Annotated in this window: 18 protein-coding genes; 13 read left to right on the top strand and 5 right to left on the bottom strand. The window is 62.5% G+C overall.

Translation table 11 applies throughout. The features are described from left to right. The first annotated feature begins 113 nt into the window (after window positions 1-113). The 5 genes from AC4HIX_RS02950 (at window position 114) to AC4HIX_RS02930 (ending at window position 6,499) form a co-directional block, all read left to right on the top strand. Window positions 114-1,952, top strand: a complete 1,839-nt coding sequence (locus tag AC4HIX_RS02950) for an ABC transporter ATP-binding protein (protein WP_490397823.1) — start codon at window positions 114-116, stop codon at window positions 1,950-1,952. Then, window positions 1,949-3,793 (top strand): ABC transporter ATP-binding protein, encoded by a 1,845-nt coding sequence (locus AC4HIX_RS02945; protein ID WP_490397822.1) that lies wholly within the window; start codon window positions 1,949-1,951, stop codon window positions 3,791-3,793. Before AC4HIX_RS02950 ends, AC4HIX_RS02945 begins: the two co-directional genes overlap by 4 nt. A 54-nt stretch (window positions 3,794-3,847) precedes the next feature. Then, a complete protein-coding gene (locus AC4HIX_RS02940) occupies window positions 3,848-5,095 on the top strand; it encodes a class I SAM-dependent RNA methyltransferase (RefSeq protein WP_490397821.1) in 1,248 nt (415 codons plus the stop codon). A 19-nt stretch (window positions 5,096-5,114) separates the two neighbouring features. After that, window positions 5,115-5,906 carry an ion transporter gene (locus AC4HIX_RS02935; RefSeq protein ID WP_490397820.1) on the top strand — a complete coding sequence of 264 codons (792 nt, stop codon included), beginning with the start codon at window positions 5,115-5,117 and terminating at the stop codon, window positions 5,904-5,906. 65 nt (window positions 5,907-5,971) lie between these two features. Further along, window positions 5,972-6,499, top strand: a complete 528-nt coding sequence (locus tag AC4HIX_RS02930) for a L,D-transpeptidase family protein (RefSeq protein ID WP_490397819.1) — start codon at window positions 5,972-5,974, stop codon at window positions 6,497-6,499. Window positions 6,500-6,604: 105 nt separating this feature from the next. On the opposite strand, the gene dalA is transcribed toward AC4HIX_RS02930, so the two are convergent. Then, the gene (gene dalA / locus AC4HIX_RS02925; RefSeq protein WP_475048450.1) at window positions 6,605-7,087 is read right to left on the bottom strand and encodes a divisome-associated lipoprotein DalA; all 483 of its coding nucleotides are present in this window, start codon (window positions 7,085-7,087) and stop codon (window positions 6,605-6,607) included. Window positions 7,088-7,257: 170 nt separating this feature from the next. Between dalA and AC4HIX_RS02920 the strand changes: the two genes are divergently transcribed. Together AC4HIX_RS02920 and AC4HIX_RS02915 are read left to right on the top strand one after the other, a co-directional pair. Continuing rightward, on the top strand, window positions 7,258-7,875 hold the full coding sequence (locus AC4HIX_RS02920) for a L,D-transpeptidase (RefSeq protein ID WP_475048448.1): 618 nt from the start codon (window positions 7,258-7,260) through the stop codon (window positions 7,873-7,875). A 138-nt stretch (window positions 7,876-8,013) separates the two neighbouring features. After that, on the top strand, window positions 8,014-8,196 hold the full coding sequence (locus AC4HIX_RS02915; RefSeq protein WP_024092111.1) for a hypothetical protein: 183 nt from the start codon (window positions 8,014-8,016) through the stop codon (window positions 8,194-8,196). A 76-nt stretch (window positions 8,197-8,272) separates the two neighbouring features. Here the strand turns inward: AC4HIX_RS02915 and AC4HIX_RS02910 are convergent, their stop codons facing one another. The 3 genes from AC4HIX_RS02910 to AC4HIX_RS02900 all read right to left on the bottom strand — a co-directional run bounded on the left by AC4HIX_RS02910 (window position 8,273) and on the right by AC4HIX_RS02900 (window position 13,341). Beyond that, window positions 8,273-11,281, bottom strand: a complete 3,009-nt coding sequence (locus tag AC4HIX_RS02910) for an aminotransferase class III-fold pyridoxal phosphate-dependent enzyme (RefSeq protein ID WP_490397818.1) — start codon at window positions 11,279-11,281, stop codon at window positions 8,273-8,275. A gap of 71 nt (window positions 11,282-11,352) precedes the next feature. Further along, window positions 11,353-12,414 carry a ferrochelatase gene (hemH, locus tag AC4HIX_RS02905; RefSeq protein WP_490397817.1) on the bottom strand — a complete coding sequence of 354 codons (1,062 nt, stop codon included), beginning with the start codon at window positions 12,412-12,414 and terminating at the stop codon, window positions 11,353-11,355. A 105-nt stretch (window positions 12,415-12,519) separates the two neighbouring features. After that, window positions 12,520-13,341 carry a methyltransferase domain-containing protein gene (locus AC4HIX_RS02900; RefSeq protein ID WP_490397816.1) on the bottom strand — a complete coding sequence of 274 codons (822 nt, stop codon included), beginning with the start codon at window positions 13,339-13,341 and terminating at the stop codon, window positions 12,520-12,522. A gap of 13 nt (window positions 13,342-13,354) precedes the next feature. On the opposite strand from AC4HIX_RS02900, the gene AC4HIX_RS02895 reads away from it, so the two are divergent. The 4 genes from AC4HIX_RS02895 (at window position 13,355) to AC4HIX_RS02880 (ending at window position 15,709) form a co-directional block, all read left to right on the top strand. Next, window positions 13,355-14,083 (top strand): double zinc ribbon domain-containing protein, encoded by a 729-nt coding sequence (locus tag AC4HIX_RS02895; protein WP_490397815.1) that lies wholly within the window; start codon window positions 13,355-13,357, stop codon window positions 14,081-14,083. An 82-nt stretch (window positions 14,084-14,165) separates the two neighbouring features. Continuing rightward, window positions 14,166-14,423, top strand: a complete 258-nt coding sequence (gene grxC, locus AC4HIX_RS02890; protein WP_421052787.1) for a glutaredoxin 3 — start codon at window positions 14,166-14,168, stop codon at window positions 14,421-14,423. Between the two features lie 15 nt (window positions 14,424-14,438). Further along, window positions 14,439-15,269 (top strand): carbon-nitrogen hydrolase family protein, encoded by an 831-nt coding sequence (locus AC4HIX_RS02885; RefSeq protein WP_490397814.1) that lies wholly within the window; start codon window positions 14,439-14,441, stop codon window positions 15,267-15,269. Continuing rightward, complete coding sequence (locus tag AC4HIX_RS02880) at window positions 15,269-15,709, top strand: MarR family winged helix-turn-helix transcriptional regulator (protein ID WP_024092104.1); 441 nt, start codon at window positions 15,269-15,271, stop codon at window positions 15,707-15,709. Before AC4HIX_RS02885 ends, AC4HIX_RS02880 begins: the two co-directional genes overlap by 1 nt. 309 nt (window positions 15,710-16,018) lie before the next feature. Here the strand turns inward: AC4HIX_RS02880 and ubiG are convergent, their stop codons facing one another. Then, window positions 16,019-16,765: a bifunctional 2-polyprenyl-6-hydroxyphenol methylase/3-demethylubiquinol 3-O-methyltransferase UbiG gene (gene ubiG / locus AC4HIX_RS02875; RefSeq protein WP_490397813.1), complete on the bottom strand. Its 747-nt coding sequence runs from the start codon at window positions 16,763-16,765 to the stop codon at window positions 16,019-16,021. A gap of 50 nt (window positions 16,766-16,815) precedes the next feature. On the opposite strand from ubiG, the gene pip reads away from it, so the two are divergent. Together pip and AC4HIX_RS02865 are read left to right on the top strand one after the other, a co-directional pair. Continuing rightward, a complete protein-coding gene (gene pip, locus AC4HIX_RS02870; RefSeq protein WP_490397812.1) occupies window positions 16,816-17,796 on the top strand; it encodes a prolyl aminopeptidase in 981 nt (326 codons plus the stop codon). Then, entirely contained in the window at window positions 17,793-18,638 is an 846-nt protein-coding gene (locus AC4HIX_RS02865) for an ABC transporter substrate-binding protein (RefSeq protein ID WP_490397811.1), read from the top strand. Before pip ends, AC4HIX_RS02865 begins: the two co-directional genes overlap by 4 nt. Window positions 18,639-18,704 lie beyond the last annotated feature (66 nt).

The following is an 18,704-nucleotide window of genomic DNA, read 5'->3' as shown; positions in this document are numbered from 1 at the left end:
ACGGGATCTGGTTTCTCTAACGCCTGAGACCTTGCCCCGTTTGACGTGGGAGCCTTGGGCTGCCCGCTGTCTTCATCTGTATTCCGATTTGCTCAAATGCCTGGAGCACCCGCATGTTTCGCTTTTTTGAAAACCTCATTGACCCTTATTGCGCCTACCCGGAAACCAACACGCCTCCGACGCGGCTGTGGCCGTTCCTGCGCGACTATTCCAAACCGTTCAAAAGCGTCTTCATTCTGACTGCGCTGATGTCGGTCGTGGTCGCCGGGATTGAAGTTGGGCTGATTTACTACATGGGCCGCATCGTCGACCTGATGTCGGGCACCCCGTCCGAGGTCTGGGAGGCGCATGGCACCGAGCTGATCCTGGTGGCCCTGTTCATCCTGCTGCTGCGTCCGGTGATCCAGCTTCTGGACGTTGCGCTGCTGAACAATGCCATACTGCCGAACTATGGCACCCTGATCCGCTGGCGGGCGCATAAGCACGTGCTGCGCCAGTCGGTTGGCTGGTTCGAGAACGATTTTGCCGGGCGGATTGCCAACCGGATCATGCAAACCCCGCCCGCTGCGGGAGAGGTGGTCTTCCAGGTGTTTGACGCCATCACCTTCTCGCTGGCCTACCTGGTGGGTGCGGCAGTGCTGCTGTGGGTTGCCGATGTGCGTCTGATGCTGCCTCTGGCAGTCTGGTTTGTTCTCTACGCGCTTCTGGTGATTTGGACGGTCAAGCGGGTCGGCCCGGCCAGCCAGGCGTCGTCCGACGCGCGCTCCACCGTGACGGGGCGGGTTGTCGACAGCTACTCCAACATCCACTCGGTCAAGATGTTTGCCCATCACGACCGGGAGCTGACCTATGCCCGCGATGCGATCGAGAACACCCGCAAGACATTCCAGACGGAGATGCGCATCTTCACCATCATGGATGCCACGCTGGTTACGCTGAACGGTCTGCTGATCGTCGGCGTGGTCGGCTGGGCGGTGATGCTGTGGATGCAGGGCACGGCTTCGGTGGGTCTGGTGGCGGCCGCCACGGCGCTAACCCTGCGGCTCAACGCGATGACCGGTTGGATCATGTGGGCGCTGACCTCCTTCTTCCGCCAGTTGGGTGTTGTGGCGGAGGGGATGGAGACCATTGCCCAGCCCATCGACCTGGTGGATGCTGCCAATGCGGAACCGCTGCGGCTCACCAAGGGCGAGATCGAGCTGCGCAACCTCTCGCATCACTACGGGCGCGAGGCAGGCGGGCTCGACCGGATCAGCCTGACCATCCAGCCGGGGGAGAAGATCGGCCTGATCGGACGCTCTGGCGCTGGCAAGTCGACCTTGGTGAAGCTGCTCTTGCGGTTCTACGACGCCGAAAGCGGCCAGATCCTGATCGACGGCCAGGACATCCGGGCGGTGACACAGGACAGCCTGCGCAGCCGTATCGGCATGGTTCAGCAGGACAGCGCGCTGATGCACCGCTCGGTGCGGGACAACCTGCTGTACGGACGTCCGGATGCAACAGAGGAGCAGATGATTGCCGCCGCCAAGCAGGCGCAGGCGCATGAGTTCATTCTGGATCTGGAGGACCCGCAGGGGCGCAAGGGGTATGACGCTCATGTGGGGGAGCGCGGGGTGAAACTGTCTGGCGGGCAGCGCCAGCGTGTGACCCTGGCTCGGGTGATCCTAAAGGATGCGCCGATCCTGGTGCTGGACGAGGCCACCTCGGCGCTGGATTCCGAGGTTGAGGCGGCGATTCAGGAAACCCTCTATGGCATGATGCAGGGCAAGACGGTGATCGCCATTGCACACCGGCTGTCCACCATCGCCCAGATGGACCGTATCCTGGTGATGGATCAGGGCCGTATAGTTGAAGAAGGCTCACATGAGGCGCTATTGCAGGCGCAGGGGCTTTATGCGCAGCTTTGGGCACGCCAGTCCGGCGGCTTCCTGAACATCGAGGCAGCAGAATGAACATCGGCAACCTGATCGACGCCTTCCGCCCGGCAGATGGTCCGCCGCCGCAGCGTCTGGGGGCCTTCCTGCGGTGGTGCCTGGCCGGGGCCTGGCCGATGCTGCTGCTGGCGGCGGCCTTTTCGGCACTGGCCGGCGGAATGGAAGCGGGCACCGCATTTATCCTGGGAATGGTCATTGACACCGCCATCGCCAGCGGGCCGGAGCAGTTCTTCTCGGCCGGCAATGTGGCGGTGATCGCCTTGGCGCTGGGCTTCTTTCTGTTCGTGCGCCCGGTGCTGTTCGGCTTGTCTGCAGCCTCCAACGCCATCGTGGTGCAACCCAATGTGAACCCGCTTGTGCTGTCGCGGCTGAACCGCTGGACACTGGGCCAGTCGGTGCGGTTCTTCGACGACGATTTTGCCGGCCGGATCGCTCAGAAACAGATGCAGACGGCAACCGCCGTCACCTCCGTGACCACTGAGATGATCAATGTTGTGGCCTTTGCGCTGGCCTCTCTTGCGGGCTCTTTGGCCTTGTTAGGGTCTATTGATTGGCGCATCACCGGGGTGTTTCTGGTCTGGCTGATCGCCTATTTCGCGCTGATCCGCTGGTTTCTGCCGCGCATCCGTAAACGGTCCGGCGCACGGGCCGGGGCGCGGGCGATGGTGACCGGGCAGGTTGTCGACTCGATCACCAATATCAAGACGGTCAAGCTGTTTGCCCATGCCGACCACGAGGAACGCACCGCTCAGGACGCCATGGTGCGATTCCGCGACAAGTCGCTGCATTTCGGCTACCTCTCCGCGAGTTTCCGCTTCTGCCTCATGTGCCTCGCAGGCGTTCTGCCGGTGCTGCTGATCGGCGCGACGCTGTTTCTGTGGCAGTCGGGCACGGCGACCGAAGGCGACATCGTGGCGGCGGGCGCGGTCTCGATCCGTATCGCCCAGATGACCGGATGGGTCAGCTTTACGCTGATGGCGATCTATTCCAACGTGGGCGAGATCGAGAATGGCATGAAGACCCTGTCGGTCCGCGACCGGGTTGAGGACAAGCCCGATGCGAAACCGCTGCAGGTCAGCGAAGGAGAGATCGTCTTTGATCAGGTGGAGTTTGCCTATGGCCGTGATGTCGGCGGGGTGCAGGGGATAGACCTGACCATTCACCCAGGTGAAAAGCTGGGCATCGTCGGGGCCTCAGGGGCAGGGAAGTCGACGCTCGTGTCGCTGCTGCTCAGGCTTTATGACGGGGAGAATGGCCAGATTCTGATTGACGGTCAGGATATTGCCAAGGTGTCCCAGAACTCACTGCGCAGCCAGATCGGCATGGTCACCCAGGAAACCGCCATGTTCAACCGCTCGGCGCGGGAGAACATTCTCTATGGGCGGCCGGATGCCACTGAGGAAGAGCTGATCGCGGCGGCACAAAAGGCCGAGGCGCATGAGTTCATCACCGAGCTGGAGGACGGCCAGGGCCGCACTGGCTATGATGCCTTTCTGGGCGAGCGCGGTGTGAAACTGTCCGGCGGGCAGCGGCAGAGGATTGCACTGGCGCGCGCCATTCTGAAGGATGCGCCCATTCTGGTGCTGGATGAGGCCACCTCGGCACTGGATTCCGAGGTTGAGGCCGCGATTCAGGCGGCTCTGCACCGGGTGATGGAAGGCAAAACGGTACTGGCGATTGCCCACCGCCTATCGACGCTCAGCGAAATGGATCGGATCATCGTGATGGAGAAAGGCCGTATTACCGAGAGCGGCAGCCATGACGAATTGCTGGCCAGGGGCGGGCTCTACGCCCAGTTCTGGGCGCGGCAGTCGGGCGGTTTCATCTGCACAGATGAGGAACAGGCGGCCGCTGAGTAACCCGGTTGGCGCATTTTGCTTTTGCTGGTCCCTGCGCCGCGCTATTGAGCCGCCATGACTGACGCAGCCAGAACCATAGCAACGATCAGCCGGCTGGGCCATCAAGGCGATGGCGTGGCCGATGGTCCCCTGTTTGCCCCGCGCACCCTGCCGGGCGAGATTGCCAGCGGTATTACCGAGGGCAACCGTCTGACCAGCATCCGTATCGAGACGCCTTCGGAACACCGCGTGCAGCCGCCCTGCCGCCACTACAAGTCCTGCGGCGGCTGCCAGCTGCAGCATGCCAGCGACAGCTTTGTGGCGAGGTGGAAGACGGAGGTGGTGCGCAATGCCCTGAGTGCGCAGGGGCTGGAGACGGAATTCCGGCCCATCCACACTTCGCCACCGAAGTCCCGTCGCCGCGCAACGCTGGCAGTGCGGCGTACCAAGAAAGGCGCGATGGCCGGGTTTCACGGGCAGGCGTCGGAGGTAATCGCGGAAATTCCCGATTGTCAGCTGCTGGAACCCGCCTTGATGGCGGCAATTCCCGTGGCCGAGGCTCTGGCCCTAGCCGGGGCCAGCCGTAAAACGCCGTTGGCGGTGACGGTCACCACGTCGGAAGTCGGCCTCGACATGCTGGTCAAGAACGGCAAGCCGCTGGACGGCCCGTTGCGGATCGAGTTGGCGCAGCTGGCCGAGAAGCACCGGATTGCCCGGCTGACCTGGGACGACGAGCCGGTGGCGATGGAGCAGCCGCCGGTTCAACCCTTCGGCCCGGCCCTGGTCTGCCCGCCGCCGGGTGCCTTTCTGCAGGCCACGCGGGAGGGCGAGGCTGCCCTCCTGGCCGGTGTGCTGGAGATCACCGAAGGCGCCAAGCGGATCGTCGATCTGTTTGCCGGCTGCGGCACCTTTGCGCTGCCTTTGGCGCAGGCTGCCGAGGTGCACGCGGTGGAGGGCGAGCGCGAAATGGTGGCGGCACTGGATGCCGGCTGGCGCAAGGCCAAGGGGCTGAAGAAGGTCACCACTGAAACCCGCGACCTGTTCCGCAACCCGCTGCTGCCGGAGGATCTGAACCCCTTCGGGGCCGCTTTCGATGCGGCGGTGATTGACCCGCCCCGGGCCGGTGCCGAAGCGCAGGTTGCGCAGCTGGCCAAGGCCCGCACGCCGGTGATCGCCTATGTTTCCTGCAACCCTGTGAGCTTTGCCCGCGATGCAAAGATTCTGGTTTCAGCAGGCTATAGCCTCGACTGGGTCCAGGCCGTTGACCAGTTCCGCTGGTCGGCCCATACCGAACTGGTTGCGCAGTTCACACTGAAAGACTGAAATGACGGATACCCGAGCGATGACACCAACCCAACGCCTGGCAGCCATTCTGGACAGTGACCTATTCGGCCGGTTCATCATTGCTGTCATCCTGGTCAATGCGGTGACACTGGGCCTGGAGACGTCGCCAACAGTCATGGCCAGGGCCGGCGGGCTGATCCATCTGATCGACAATATCTGCCTGTCGATCTTCGTGGTGGAGATCCTGGCCAAGCTATTTGTGAGACGGCTGCGGTTTTTCCTGAGCGGCTGGAGCGTGTTCGACTTTGTGATTGTCGGCATCGCGCTGGCACCGGGTGCCCAAGGGCTTTCGGTTCTTCGGGCGCTGCGCATCCTGCGGGTACTGCGGGTGATCTCGGTCGCACCGCGGCTGCGCCGGGTGGTTGAGGGATTCATCACCGCGCTGCCCGGCATGGGCTCGGTATTTCTGCTCATGGCGATCATCTTCTACATCGGCGCGGTGATCTCTACCAAACTGTTCGGCCAGGATTTTCCGGAGTGGTTCGGCGACCTGGGCCTCAGCGCTTATTCGCTGTTCCAGATCATGACGCTGGAAAGCTGGTCGATGGGGATCGTAAGGCCTGTGATGGAAGTGCATCCCTACGCCTGGGCCTTCTTCGTGCCCTTCATCATGGTCACCACATTTGCGGTGGTGAACCTGCTGGTCGGCCTGATTGTAAACTCGATGCAGGATGCGCACCACGAGGAAGAAGGCGAACGCACCGATGCCTACCGGGATGAAGTTCTAAGCCGTCTGGAGGCCATAGAGCAGAAAATTTCAGGCCTCTCAAAGCAAGACAGGAAAATGTGAATTTCCTTAAAGCCGGTTTCGCGGTATTGGCTGGTAAGAGGCAAACAAGAAAAACAGGCTTAACGATGGACAGAAGGGCATTCGGGTTCGGTGCTGCCGCAAGCCTTGCACTGGCAGGCTGCAGCAGGTCTGGCAGTGAGGTTAGCAGGTTTCAGTTCTACCAAGGCCCAACGGTAACTTCCGTTGTGATCAACAAAGGTGCGCGCAAAATGTACCTGCTGCACAACGAAGAGGTTCTGCGGGAATACGACGTCGATCTAGGCTTTGCCCCGCTGGGGCATAAGCAGTTCGAAGGCGACGGGAAAACCCCGGAAGGCACCTATGTTATCGACCGGCGGAATCCCAACAGCCGGTACCACCTGTCGGTGGGGATTTCCTATCCGAACACACGGGACCAAGCCAACGCGGCGGCTGCGGGCAAGCGCCCCGGCGGCGAGATATTCATCCATGGACAGCCGAAAGACCGCAAGGAGCGCAAGCGCGCGGCGCGGGTCAGCGATTGGACCGCGGGCTGTATCGCAGTGTCGAATGAAGAGATCGAAGAAATCTATGCCATGGTGCAGGACGGCACCACTATTGCCTTGAGGCCCTGAACAACAGGCAGCTGGAAGTGCTTCCGCGCCTGCAGATGCACCGGCGGGGCCGGCACCTCTGGGCAGCCTTGGGCGTGGCGCCGTGCTGACGCACGGCGCGCCGGCTCAGCTGCCCATTACCAGCGTCCACCAGATTTTTCCGTTCGGTTCTTGAAACCAGGAAAAGCCCATATTCGCGGCCTTCGGGTCCAGGATCACCGCGCGGGTCGCGGGCCGTTCCAGCCAGGCGGTCAGGGTCTGCTGCTCATTTTCATAAGTTTCCGAGATATTCTCGCCCAGCAGTTTACCGGTGTATCCCGCCCGCGTGACCCGGTCGAGCGGCGACGAGCCGTCGGAGCCGAAATGCCAGGGCCGGTTCTGAACCGACATATCACGCGAATGGGTCGCCGCCGCGGCGGTCAACTCAGCGTTCAGTTGCACCGGTTGTGCACCCGCGGCCTGACGCAGCGCATTGACGGAATCGAGCATCCGGATTTGGACCTTGTCCGCATTGCGGATGCGGTAGCCGTTGCCGGAGTCCGTTGCGGGCGTACAGGCCGCCGCTGCGGTTATAATGGCAGCAGCCAAAAGCAGAAAAACACGCTTCATATTTCTCTCATGCTCCGTCAGTTGCCCTTGCACTTATCCTTCCTGTGGCCCGGGTGCAAACGGAGCGGCAGAAATATGCGGACTTCAGCGACGGATTGGTTTGCGACTGCGGCTTTCCGGCCATAAACTGCCGCAACCCAGGATCCTGATTGCGCAAGTTGGAATGAGTCATGTCACGAATCCCATTTAATAACATCAGCAGACGGAACTTTCTTGCCGGCAGTGCTGCCCTGATTTCCTCTTCCGCCCTAGCGCAAGAAGACACCGGAGATACTCAGCAGGCGTACGATCCGCTGCGGCCGCCGCCAGAGCCGGAGCCGCCGGTTCAGCGCAATATTTCCGCTTTCCGGGCCAAGACGTGGTCACCGTATTTCGACAATTTGCGCAACGGCGCGATTCTTGTCGATATCGACAGCCGGGCGCTGCACTACTGGTCCGCGGATGGAGCCACCTATAAGCTGTTCCCTTCCTCGGTGCCGCTGTCAGACGATCTGACACGCCGCGGCCGCACCAGGGTGGTGCGCAAGGTTGAAGGGCCCAGCTGGTCGCCGACGCCGAACATGCGCAAACGCAATCCGGAATGGCCTGCATATGTCCCGCCGGGTCCGGATAACCCGCTTGGCACACATGCGCTGTACCTCAGCTGGAAGTATTACCGGATCCACGGAACCCACGACACGCGCAAAATCGGCCGCAAATCTTCCAATGGCTGCATCGGGCTATACAACGAACACATCGCCGAGTTGTTCAGTCTGGCCAAAGTGGGCACACAGGTGTTGCTAATTTGACGCCACGGGAGCGGGCCCTAGCCTGTTAACTATAACAAGCAATTGCAATCGCGCGATTTTGCTGGTTAGAAAAAAATACGAGGTATGTCTTGGGTGCACGGATTCTAAATTTGTTCCGTGCAAATTCTGGAGGTTAACATGAAAAAACTCGTTATCGCTGCTGCGCTGACCGCTGCTGCTTCGACCGCTACCGCGGGCAACCTGTCCGAGCCGGTTGTTGAACCGCCGGTCATCGTTGAAGAAGCACAGGGCTCTTCCAGCGGCATCCTGCTGCCGCTGCTGCTGCTGGTCCTGGTTGGCGCAGCTGTTGCATCGAACTAATTTCGATACACGGTTACGGAAAAGGCGGTGGTTCTCCACCGCCTTTTTTGTTGCCTGAAGGCCGCTGCGGGAGCGGTCAGACCGCTGCCACCTCGCGCAGGATGCTGTCCAGAGCATTGGTGATCATGTCTGCATCCTCCGGCTCTATCGTCAAGGGCGGACGGATCTTCAGGATATTATCCTTGGGGCCTTCGCTGCCGATCAGGATCCGGTGATCGCGCATCCGGTTTTTGACGTAGGAACAAATCTCAGTGGCCTCGGAGCCATCAGTATTGATCAGTTCCAATCCCAGAAACAGGCCCATACCGCGGACGTCGCCGATGCAGGCGTACTTCAGTTCCAGCGCTTTGAGACCAGCAAGTAGCCTTGCTCCCACGACCCGGGCGTTGTTTTGAAGGCCTTCGTCTTCGACGATATCCAGCACCTCCTTGCCGATTCGGCAGGAAAGGGTCGAGCCGCCAAAGGTTGAAAAAAATTCGATCCCGTTGTCGAAACTTTCCGCAATTGCCTTGGTCGTCACCAGCACGCCCAACGGGTGGCCGTTGCCGATGGGTTTGCCCATCACCACGATGTCCGGCACCGCGCCTTGGTGTTCAAAGCCGAAGTAGTATTCGCCCAGGCGGCCGAGTCCGGTCTGCACCTCATCAGCGATGCAGACACCTCCAGCGGCGCGAATCTTTTCATAGACCGCAGGCAGGTACCCCTTGGGCGGAATGATCTGGCCTCCCACAGACGGGAAGGTTTCGGCAATGAACCCAGCAACGCCGTGGTCCTTCTCCTGCAGTCGGGCAATTGCCGGGTCGACGAGGTCTGCAAACTTCTGTGCCCGCTCCGGGTCGCCGCGCCGGTATGAGCCGCGGTAGTCATCGGCGACTTCCACCAGTTCCACCCAGTCCGCCTGCCCGACACCGCCGGGCTTGTTGAATTTGTAGGCAGAGATATCAATCGCACCGGTGGTGTTGCCGTGGTAGCCGTGATCGGGCGTCACCATGCCCTTGGCGCCGGTATGGGCACGGGCCAGACGCAGGGCTAGCTCATTGGCCTCAGTGCCGGAGTTCACGAAGAAGCAGACCTCGAATTGATCGGGCAGTTTCGACAGCACTTTATCCGCAAACGCGATCTGTCCCGGGTGTAAGTAACGAGTGTTTGAGTTCATCCGTTTGAGCTGATCCGCCGCCACCGCCTGAATGCGCGGGTGGGCGTGGCCGACGTGCGGGACATTGTTGTAGGCATCTAAATAGGGCCGCCCCCATTCGTCGAACAGGTGGTGCTTCCATCCACGCAGCAGCATCACCGGGTCTTTATAGGTGAGGCTGAGATTGCCGCCAAAATGCGCACGGCGGCTGGCCAGCACGTCGTCCTTGCTGGTTGGGCGATAGACGACCTTTTCATCCGGCAGGTTCAGCAGCGCCGCAGGGTTCGGGCAGAGCGCGCGCCACAGGTACATCTCATCGGGATCGCCAACGCCGGGCCAGTCAGCCTCGATCCCTTCGGTGGTCAGTGCCAGCTGGAAATGCACATGCGGCGCCCAGCCGCCGTTCTGGCCGGGATCGCCCAGGCGGCAGAATTCCTCGCCTTTCTCCACGATGCCGCCGGGTTTCAGCCGGTCGAGGAACTCCGGGTCCAGATGGCCATAGAGCGTAAAGAACGGATCGCCCTCCGGCGTCTCATGCCGCAGGATGACTACGCCGCCATAGTCCAGATGACCTTCGCGGTATTCGGCGGCAAAGACCTCACCGCGCAAAGGGGCAAACATCGGAGTGCCCGCCGGGGCAAAGGCGTCGACGGCCAGATGCACGGTGCGGCGGTTGCTGGCTTTGCACGGTCCCTTGCGGAACGCGGCATCCGTGTAGATCAGCCGCGGCTCGTGGTAATAACCCAGCCAGATCCGGCCATTGTCCTCAAACTCCTCGCCGACCTTGGCGGCCTCCTCCAGCGGCATGTGGAACGGGTTTTGCGGCCATGTGGAGTCCTCGACCGACAGCGAGCCCATCGGTGCGTTCGACAGGTCCTGCCCCATCAGCGGGGCGAAATTGCCGCGTTCTTTTCTGAGCCAGCTCATCACCCTGTCAGCGCTGTCCACCACCGGCAGGCCGCAGGCGGCGCGCAGCCGGGCCGCCAGCAGACCGCCATGCAGCGTGTTCCCTTCCAGAAACCGCCAGGCCGGCGCTTGCGAGATCGTCACATAGGGGTCATCCGGGTTCTCCGCCGCCATCAGGGTGGAATTCACCACGCTGACAGCCAGCCGCGCGCGCAGCAGCGGCCAGACCATGTCCACTTCGGCGGGCGTCAGCGGGCAGGCCTCGTGATAGCCCGCCACCAATGCCGCAAGCGCAGCCACAGGAGCGGGATGGTCCAGCACGATATAGGCCGCTGCAATCGCCAGATCGCAAACCCGTGGTGCAGCGCACATGTCCCCAAGGTCGATGAGGCCCGACACCCGGCGCGATTCGCTCAGTTCACCCGCCACCATGATGTTGTAATCATTGGCGTCGTTGTGGATTGCCTGCTTGGGCAGTGCCGCCAGAACAGGCTCTAACTTGGCGAAATCTGCGCAAATCGCTGCAAGAATTGCACGGCGTCCCGGATCTGTAACGCAAGTAAGCTGGTCTTCGATCCAGCCCGCGCGCATCAGGTCCCATTTGAAATCCCGCTCCAGACCTTCGTGCTGGAAATCCGCCAGTGCCTTCGCCGACCCGCCCAGCACCTGACCGATCTCATGGATCAGCGCGTCGCTTTTCGGCTGAGCCTTGGCATAGCAGCGCCCGGGCAACTGGTTCAGCAGCCAGACCAGCCGGTCCTGGCCATCCTCATCGGGGAGTATCAGCAGAGACTGCCCGTCAGCAGAGGCGATCACCCGCGGGCAGGGCAGATCCGGCTGGCGCGTGGCGATATGCTCAAACGCCTTCACCTGCATATCGACCAGCCAGGTCTCGCAGCCGGGGCGCATCGCCTTGAGGATGTAGCCTTGGCCATCTGCGTCCCGCGCCAAGAAGTTAAGGTCGTACTCCCCATCAAGACGGCTCAGCTCCGCCTTTATCCCCCAATGTTCCTCAAGGGCGGCGGCCCAATGCGCAAGCGTCATCCAAATTCTCCCCGGTCTGCCGGCGTGCCCGGCGATCCTATATTGGATCCTATTTGGACCGGGAGAGCGGTTTAGTCCAGCCAGCCTTGGAGGTTCTGTTCGATAACCCCAGCCAGTGCGGCGATATGGTCATCATCATCGTTGAGGCAGGGGATATAGAGAAAGTCCTCGCCGCCGGCGTGTTCAAAGCTTTCGCGGATTTCCTCGTTGATCTCCTCCAGCGTTTCGATGCAGTCGGCGGAGAAGGCCGGCGCGATCACCGCGATGTTCTTTTTGCCTTCCTTAGCGAGCGTCGCGACGTGGTCCACGGTATAGGGTTTCAGCCATTCCTCAGGCCCGAACACGGACTGGAAAGTCGTGGTGATTTGAGTGTCGTCCCAGCCCAGCCGCTCCTTCAGCAGGCGCGTCGTTTTCTGGCACTGACAATGATAGGGATCGCCTTCCATCAGATACCGTTTCGGCATCCCGTGGTAAGACACCACCAGGATGTCCGGGCGCTTCTCTGCCTTGGCATAGGCGTCTTCCACCGACCGCGCCAACGCGTCGATATAGGCGGGCTGGTCGAAGTAGGGCGCGATCGTGCGGGCGGCGGGCTGCCAGGCTTCTTCCATAAGGGCGCGGAAGAAATGGTCGTTGGCTGTGCCGGAGGTCGCGCCGGCATATTGCGGGTAGAGCGGCACAAACAGGATCTTCTGGCAGCCGGCCTCCACCATCTGCCGCACCTTGGACTTGGTCGATGGGTTGCCGTAGCGCATGCAGAAATCGACCATCACCTGATCGCCGTACCGCGCCTTCATCACCTCGGCCATCTTGGCCGTCTGGTCCTTGGTGATGGTCATCAGCGGGCTTTCGCCCTTGTCGTGGTTCCAGATCGACTTGTAGGCCGCGCCGGAGGAGAACGGGCGTTTGGTCAGGATGATCAGCTGCAGCAGCGGCTGCCATTTCCACGACGGGTAGTCGATCACCCGCTTGTCGGACAGGAACTCGTTCAGATACCGGCGCATCGGCCAATAGGAGTGATCGTCCGGCGTGCCAAGGTTGGCCAGCAGGATGCCGACCTTCTCCGCCGGGATCTTGGGGTGATCGGCAGGGGCGTGGGCAGGGCAATTGGCGGTCCGGGCGGCGTCCAGCATGGGCAGGTCCTGTGCGGCTGAGAATTCGATGGTTGGCGGCAAACTACTGTCTTTACGCGCAGAAGGCCAATTGGATCACATTGGCGCAGCCATAGCGGAAACTTATCAGGGGTCGAGCTTGGTTTCCGGCACTTTCAGCGCATCGGCCAGGCGCATCTGGGCAGAGCCTGGGCGCAGGGGTTTCTGCTGGCTGTCCGATGGCGACCAGCCGGTGAGGCAGACCAGCTCGAACGTCGCGGGCAGCCGGCCGTCTGCAGTGGCGAAATGCTCGCGGTAGATGTGGTCGGCCAGCTGGAACAAGGCGCGCGGTGCCGGGCGCTTCAGGCGCTGGGCGAGGGCGTTGGTTTCTCCCATGCCGCGCAGGTCGTGGACCAAGTGTGTGAGGTCGCGGTATTCGGCGGTCAACGGCACCAGATCGGCCACCGGCAGCGTAAAACCGGCGCGCTGCAGCAATCCGCCCAGGTCGCGGATCTCACCCATCGGGGCAACCCGCGGCGACAGTCCGCCCATCACGACTGTCTCGGCCTCCGCCATGGCCGCGCGCAGCTCGTGCAGGGTCTGGCCGCCCAGCAGGATGACCAGCAGCAGCCCGTCTTCTTTCAAGGCGCGGCGGCATTGGATCAGCTGGCCGACCGGATCGTTGGCCCAATGCAGGCACATGGCATGGATCACCGCATCATGCGCGCCTTCTTCGAGCGCCAGAACATCCGCATCTGCCACGACCTTAGCCGCAGGCTGAAACCCTTCCCAGACCTCCGGAAAGGGGCTGACCACGGCGGGCGCTGTAAAGGTTCTGTTAACCAGGCTCAGGCGATCCTCGGCCTCATCCCGCGCCATCTGGTGCAGGAACAGGGCATCCGCGCGCCGTCGGGCGCGGCGGGCTGCCAGGGTGCGGCGGTCGAAGAGGTGTGCGGGCGCTTGTGTCATGAGGGCTATTTAGATGCTGCTGGCCGGGATTCAAACCGCTGTTTCACTGATTTACCCGCCCCAGTGCCTGGGTTGCGGCGGTCTTGTCGGCAGCGACTTTGGCCTGTGCGGCGCGTGCTGGTCAGGCATGCGCTTCATCAGCGGCACAGTCTGCGAGGGCTGCGGCGCTCCGTTGCCGGGGGAGGCGGACGGCTTCCGTCTGGAATGCGACAGCTGCCTGCGCCATCCACGGCCCTGGAGCCAGGGGCGGTCCGCACTGCTTTATGAGGGGCAGGGGCGCAGGATGGTGCTGGCCCTGAAGCACGGCGACCGGACAGAGATCGCGCAAATGGCAGCAGGTTGGCTGGAGCGGGCCGCGGAACCCCTTTTGCAGGACGATCCGCTGATCTGCCCGGTGCCGCTCCATTGGACCCGGCTGCTCAAGCGCAAGTATAACCAGTCTGCACTGCTGGCAGAGGCGCTAGCGGAACGCTCTGGATTGGAGCACTGCCCGGACCTGCTGCGCCGCACCCGGCAGACGCCCGCGCTGGAGGGGAAGACGCGGGACCAGCGCTACCAGCTGCTGGGGTCCGCTATCGGTGCGCATCCGGGCCGGATGAACAGGATCAGGGCCCGCAGCGTGCTGATCGTGGATGACGTGATGACCTCTGGCGCTACCTTCAGCGCCTGCACTGATGCCTGCCTGCGGGCAGGAGCCGCCGAGGTGCGGGTGGCGATGCTGGCCCGGGTCACGCAAACGTGAGCCCGGCAGCCTGCCTCTGGCAATTGTTGCAATGAATCCCCAATTCCTCCACAACCTTCGAAACCAGAATATGGGGTCCTGAATGAAAACGGTTGAAATCTACACCTCGCCTCTGTGCGGCTATTGCCACGCGGCCAAGCGGCTGCTGAACCAGAAGGGTGTGGCATTTTCGGAAGTCAACGTGCTGGAAGAGCCGGAGCGCAAGGCGGAGATGATCCAGCGCGCCAACGGCGGCCGCACGGTGCCGCAGATCTTCATTGGCGAGACCCACGTCGGCGGCTGCGACGACCTTTATGCGCTGGAGCAGGCGGGCAAGCTCGACCCGCTGCTGGCGGCCTGAGCCCGGAGACACACAATGCGCGCAGCTCTGCTTCAGATGACATCCACCGACAATCCGGTTGAGAACCTGGAAACGGTGAAAGCCATGATAGCGGAGGCTGTGCGTGGCGGGGCCGGTTTTGTGCTGACGCCCGAGGTCACAAATTGCCTATCGGGCAGCCGGACGCATCAGAATGGTGTCCTGTGCCACGAGGAGGACGACCCGACCCTGGCGGCCTTGCGGGAAGAGGCGGCCAGGCACGGGGTCTGGCTGCTGCTGGGCTCGCTCGGCATCAAGACGCATGATGCTGACGGCCGCTTTGCCAACCGCCAGTTTCTGGTCAGCCCGCAGGGTGAAATCACCGCGCGCTACGACAAGATCCATATGTTCGATGTGGAGGTCACGCCCGAGGAAACCTACCGCGAATCCGACGGCTACCGTCCGGGGACCAAAGCCGTCGTTGCGCAAACACCCTTCGCCAGCATTGGCATGACCATCTGCTACGACGTACGCTTTCCGCATCTGCACCGGGCGCTGGCCAAGGGCGGGGCGCAGATCCTGACCGTGCCGGCGGCGTTTTCCTATGTGACGGGCGCGGCGCACTGGCACTCGCTGTTGCGCGCCCGAGCGATCGAGACCGGCTGTTTCGTGCTGGCACCGGCGCAGACCGGCAAGCACCCGGCCTCCCGCGGGCCCAGCCGCAAAACCTATGGCCATTCCCTGGCTGTCGCCCCCTGGGGCGAGGTGCTGGCGGATGCAGGGCAGGAGCCGGGCGTCACATACGTTGATCTCGACCTCGAAAAAGTGGCAGAAGCACGCAAGCGCGTGCCTTCCCTGACTCACGACCGGGAGTTTGACGGACCCTGATGGACGAGACCCATTCCCTGGCGGTATCGCTGTTCAGCGAGATACTCATGGCTGACCAGCTGGCCCGGTCACGCCTCAGCAAAGTGCTGCCCAAAGGGATGGAGTTGTCGCATTTTTCGGTGCTGAACCACCTGGCCCGCGCCGGGTTGGAGCGCTCGCCTGCACAATTGGCCAAGGCGTTTCACGTGACGCGCGGGGCAATGACCAACACGCTGAGCAAACTGGAAGTGGCGGGATATATACACGTCCGTCCCGATTGGGATGATGCGCGGCGCAAGATGGTGGCAATCAGCCCGGCGGGCAAACAGGCCCGTGATGCGGCTCTGGCCGGGATCATTCCGGTGATCTCCGAGGTGGTCGGTGAACTGGGCAGCGACCGGGTTCGGGCCACCCTGCCGATCCTGCGCGAGCTGCGCGGCAAGCTGGAAGAAAGCGGCTGAGCCGGCAGGTCCGGCAGCCTTCTGAATGAGACGACTGCCCAAAAAAGAAGGACGCCCGCAAGCAGGCGCCCCTCTTCCCCATCAGTCCCCATCAATCCGTGAGTGGCGGTCCTGGCAACCTCTGGGCGGACCCGCCGAAAACAGCGGTAAGCAATTATTCAATTCAAGGGCTTTCCCCGGAGGCGGACCGGGTAACATTCCAAATCCGCTAACTGACGTTAACAATCAGCGCGGCTCAACTAAAGGGTGCATAAGGATTACCACCTATCCTTTAGGATAGGCGGCAGACTTAGGGGAGGCAGCGGCAGCTCAGCCGGGTTTCACGCTCGCAGTCACATAGTTCACCGACAGGTCCCGTTCCGAAATCGACCAGTTCCAGGTGATCGGGTTGAACACGAACCCCTTGCGGTCCACCGGCTTCAGCCCGGCCTTGCGCAGCAGCTCGAACAGCTCATCCGGGGTGATGAACTTGGACCATTCATGCGTGCCGCGCGGCAGCCAGCGCATGACCACTTCGGCGCCGATGATGGCCATGGCAAAGCTCTTCGGATTGCGGTTGATGGTTGAGCAAATCTCCAGCCCGCCGGGTTTCAGCAGCTGCTGTGTTGCGGTCAGATAGCTGAGCGGATCGGCGACATGCTCCACCACTTCCATGTTGAGTACCACATCGAATTGCTCGCCAGCCTCGGCCAGCGCCTCGGCGGTGGTGTGGCGGTAGTCGATCTCCAGCCCCGATTGTTCGGCGTGGATCCGCGCGACCGGCAGGTTGCCCTCGGCAGCATCGGCGCCCACAACCGTAGCACCCAACCGGGCCATAGGCTCACTCAGCAGCCCGCCGCCGCAGCCGATATCCAAGAGCCGCAACCCCTCGAACGGGTTCCGTGCCGTCAGGTCGCGACTGAATTCGGCGGCAATTTGCTTGGTGATATAGTCGAGCCGACACGGGTTCAGCATGTGCAGGGGCTTGAATTTGCCATGCGGATCCCACCACTCCGCCGCCATCGCCTCGAATTTGGCGATTTCCGCAGGGTCGACCGTGGATTGAGGCGCTTGCATTCCTGTCTCCGTGTGCTCTTTTGTAGTCTGACGTCTCACTAAGGTCAGTAATGGATAGATACCCGGACCAAAAGCGCGCAGTGCATTATCTCTACCCGCCGGTCGAGCCCTTTGACCAGCGCATGATCGACGCAGGCCAGGGGCACCGTATATATGCAGAGCAGAGCGGGAATCCAAACGGCATACCCGTGATCGTGTGCCACGGCGGACCGGGCGGCGGCAGCAGCCCTGCGATGCGGCGCTACTTCGACCCCGAAATCTACCGGATTATCCTGTTTGACCAGCGCGGCTGCGGCCGCTCGCGCCCCTATGCCTCCTGCGAGGACAACACCACCTGGCATCTGGTCGCCGATATGGAGCTGATTCGCCGTCAGATCGGTATCGAGTCGTGGATCCTTTTCGGCGGCAGCTGGGGGGCGACGCTGGCGCTGATCTATGCCCAGACCCACCCCGACCGGGTGCAGCAGATGATCCTGCGCGGCGTCTTTCTGATGACAAAAGCTGAGCTCGACTGGTTCTACGGCGGCGGCGCCGGCAAGTTCTGGCCCGAAACCTGGGCCAAATTCGTCTCGCTGATCCCCGATGGCGAGCGCAGCGACATGATCGGCGCCTACCACAAGCGGCTGTTTTCCGGAAACCTGGACGAGGAAGTGCGCTTTGGCCGCGCCTGGTCCTCCTGGGAAAACGCGCTGGCTTCGGTGCACTCAAACGGCCACAGCGGTGAAAGCCCCGGCGACTACGCGCGCGCCTTTGCCAGGCTGGAGAACCATTATTTCCGAAATGGCGGCTTTCTCGACTATGACGGCCAGATCCTTGCCAACATGGGGCGCATTTCCCATATCCCCGGCGTGATCGTGCAAGGACGCTATGACATGATCTGCCCGCCGTCGTCCGCCTGGCGCCTGAATGAGCTGTGGCCAAATGCGGAGTTGAAGATGGTGCGCAATGCCGGCCATGCTCTGTCGGAGCCGGGAATCAGTGCGGAGCTGGTCCGGGCGATGGACCGGATTGCAGGAGAGCTTGTGCCATGACGCGCATCGACCGCCGCGCGCTGTTCACCTCGGGTGCTGCCGCTGCCCTGCTGGCCGCTGCCGGCGGATCGGTCCATGCGGCGCCTAAGGCAGGCGGCGTGCTGCGCCTGGCGGTCCCGCGCGATGGCGGGATGCTGGAGCAGGCCGCTCGCGGCGCGATCTATGACACGCTGACCGAAATTGCCTCGGACGGGCTGCTGCGCGGCGAGCTGGCCACAGGCTGGCACTCCACAGATGATGCACGGACCTGGACCTTCAACCTGCGTGAGGGCGTGGCGTTTCATGATGGCAGTCCGCTGACGGCGGACGATGCTGCCGCCTCGCTTCTGGTGCAGGGAATCACCGGGGCGGAGGTGCGGGCCGTCACCGCGCTGGGCGGCCATCAGCTGCTGGTGGAGCTTGCGCAGCCCAATCCGCATCTGCCTTATCTGCTGGCCAGTGCGTATCAGATGATTGCCCCCGGCGGCGATTTGCCCGTGCCGCTGTCAGATTCGGTGGGCACCGGTTGCTACAAGTTGGAGCGGGCGCAGGAAGACCGTCATTTCCGCGCCTCAAAAGTGGCGGATCACTACAAGGCCGGAACTGCCGGCTGGGCGGATGTGGTGGAGATCATCGTGATCCCCGACGCCGCTGTCCGGGCTGAGGCTCTGCGCGACGGCTATGTCGACGTGGCGGCCCTGCCGGAACCGCGCGGCCTGCTGCGCCGGGGCGAGTTCCTGTATCACCCCTCGTCCAGCGACATGGCGCTGGCCGCCCGGCACACCGTCGGCATCCCGCGCAAGGTGGGCCAGCGTGCGCCGCTGGATGACGGCCGCATCGCCGAACGCTGGTGGATGGCCTGACACCGCCACGCGGCCATCCCCGAAGACAAGCCTTGCAGTTTTCCCCAATCCCCCCTATATGGCTTT

This window comes from Leisingera sp., assembly GCF_982940295.1.
Note: the sequence above shows the minus strand (reverse complement) of the source record. Positions and strands in the feature narration are given on the sequence as shown.

Excerpts from the sequence above, each read along its gene's own strand:
- AC4HIX_RS02950 (WP_490397823.1), top strand. The coding sequence starts at position 114 with ATGTTTCGCTTTTTTGAAAACCTCATTGACCCTTATTGCGCCTACCCG.
- AC4HIX_RS02945 (WP_490397822.1), top strand. The coding sequence starts at position 1,949 with ATGAACATCGGCAACCTGATCGACGCCTTCCGCCCGGCAGATGGTCCG.
- AC4HIX_RS02940 (WP_490397821.1), top strand. The coding sequence starts at position 3,848 with ATGACTGACGCAGCCAGAACCATAGCAACGATCAGCCGGCTGGGCCAT.
- AC4HIX_RS02935 (WP_490397820.1), top strand. The coding sequence starts at position 5,115 with ATGACACCAACCCAACGCCTGGCAGCCATTCTGGACAGTGACCTATTC.
- AC4HIX_RS02930 (WP_490397819.1), top strand. The coding sequence starts at position 5,972 with ATGGACAGAAGGGCATTCGGGTTCGGTGCTGCCGCAAGCCTTGCACTG.
- dalA (WP_475048450.1), bottom strand. The coding sequence starts at position 7,087 with ATGAAGCGTGTTTTTCTGCTTTTGGCTGCTGCCATTATAACCGCAGCG.
- AC4HIX_RS02920 (WP_475048448.1), top strand. The coding sequence starts at position 7,258 with ATGTCACGAATCCCATTTAATAACATCAGCAGACGGAACTTTCTTGCC.
- AC4HIX_RS02915 (WP_024092111.1), top strand. The coding sequence starts at position 8,014 with ATGAAAAAACTCGTTATCGCTGCTGCGCTGACCGCTGCTGCTTCGACC.
- AC4HIX_RS02910 (WP_490397818.1), bottom strand. The coding sequence starts at position 11,281 with ATGACGCTTGCGCATTGGGCCGCCGCCCTTGAGGAACATTGGGGGATA.
- hemH (WP_490397817.1), bottom strand. The coding sequence starts at position 12,414 with ATGCTGGACGCCGCCCGGACCGCCAATTGCCCTGCCCACGCCCCTGCC.
- AC4HIX_RS02900 (WP_490397816.1), bottom strand. The coding sequence starts at position 13,341 with ATGACACAAGCGCCCGCACACCTCTTCGACCGCCGCACCCTGGCAGCC.
- AC4HIX_RS02895 (WP_490397815.1), top strand. The coding sequence starts at position 13,355 with ATGCTGCTGGCCGGGATTCAAACCGCTGTTTCACTGATTTACCCGCCC.
- grxC (WP_421052787.1), top strand. The coding sequence starts at position 14,166 with ATGAAAACGGTTGAAATCTACACCTCGCCTCTGTGCGGCTATTGCCAC.
- AC4HIX_RS02885 (WP_490397814.1), top strand. The coding sequence starts at position 14,439 with ATGCGCGCAGCTCTGCTTCAGATGACATCCACCGACAATCCGGTTGAG.
- AC4HIX_RS02880 (WP_024092104.1), top strand. The coding sequence starts at position 15,269 with ATGGACGAGACCCATTCCCTGGCGGTATCGCTGTTCAGCGAGATACTC.
- ubiG (WP_490397813.1), bottom strand. The coding sequence starts at position 16,765 with ATGCAAGCGCCTCAATCCACGGTCGACCCTGCGGAAATCGCCAAATTC.
- pip (WP_490397812.1), top strand. The coding sequence starts at position 16,816 with ATGGATAGATACCCGGACCAAAAGCGCGCAGTGCATTATCTCTACCCG.
- AC4HIX_RS02865 (WP_490397811.1), top strand. The coding sequence starts at position 17,793 with ATGACGCGCATCGACCGCCGCGCGCTGTTCACCTCGGGTGCTGCCGCT.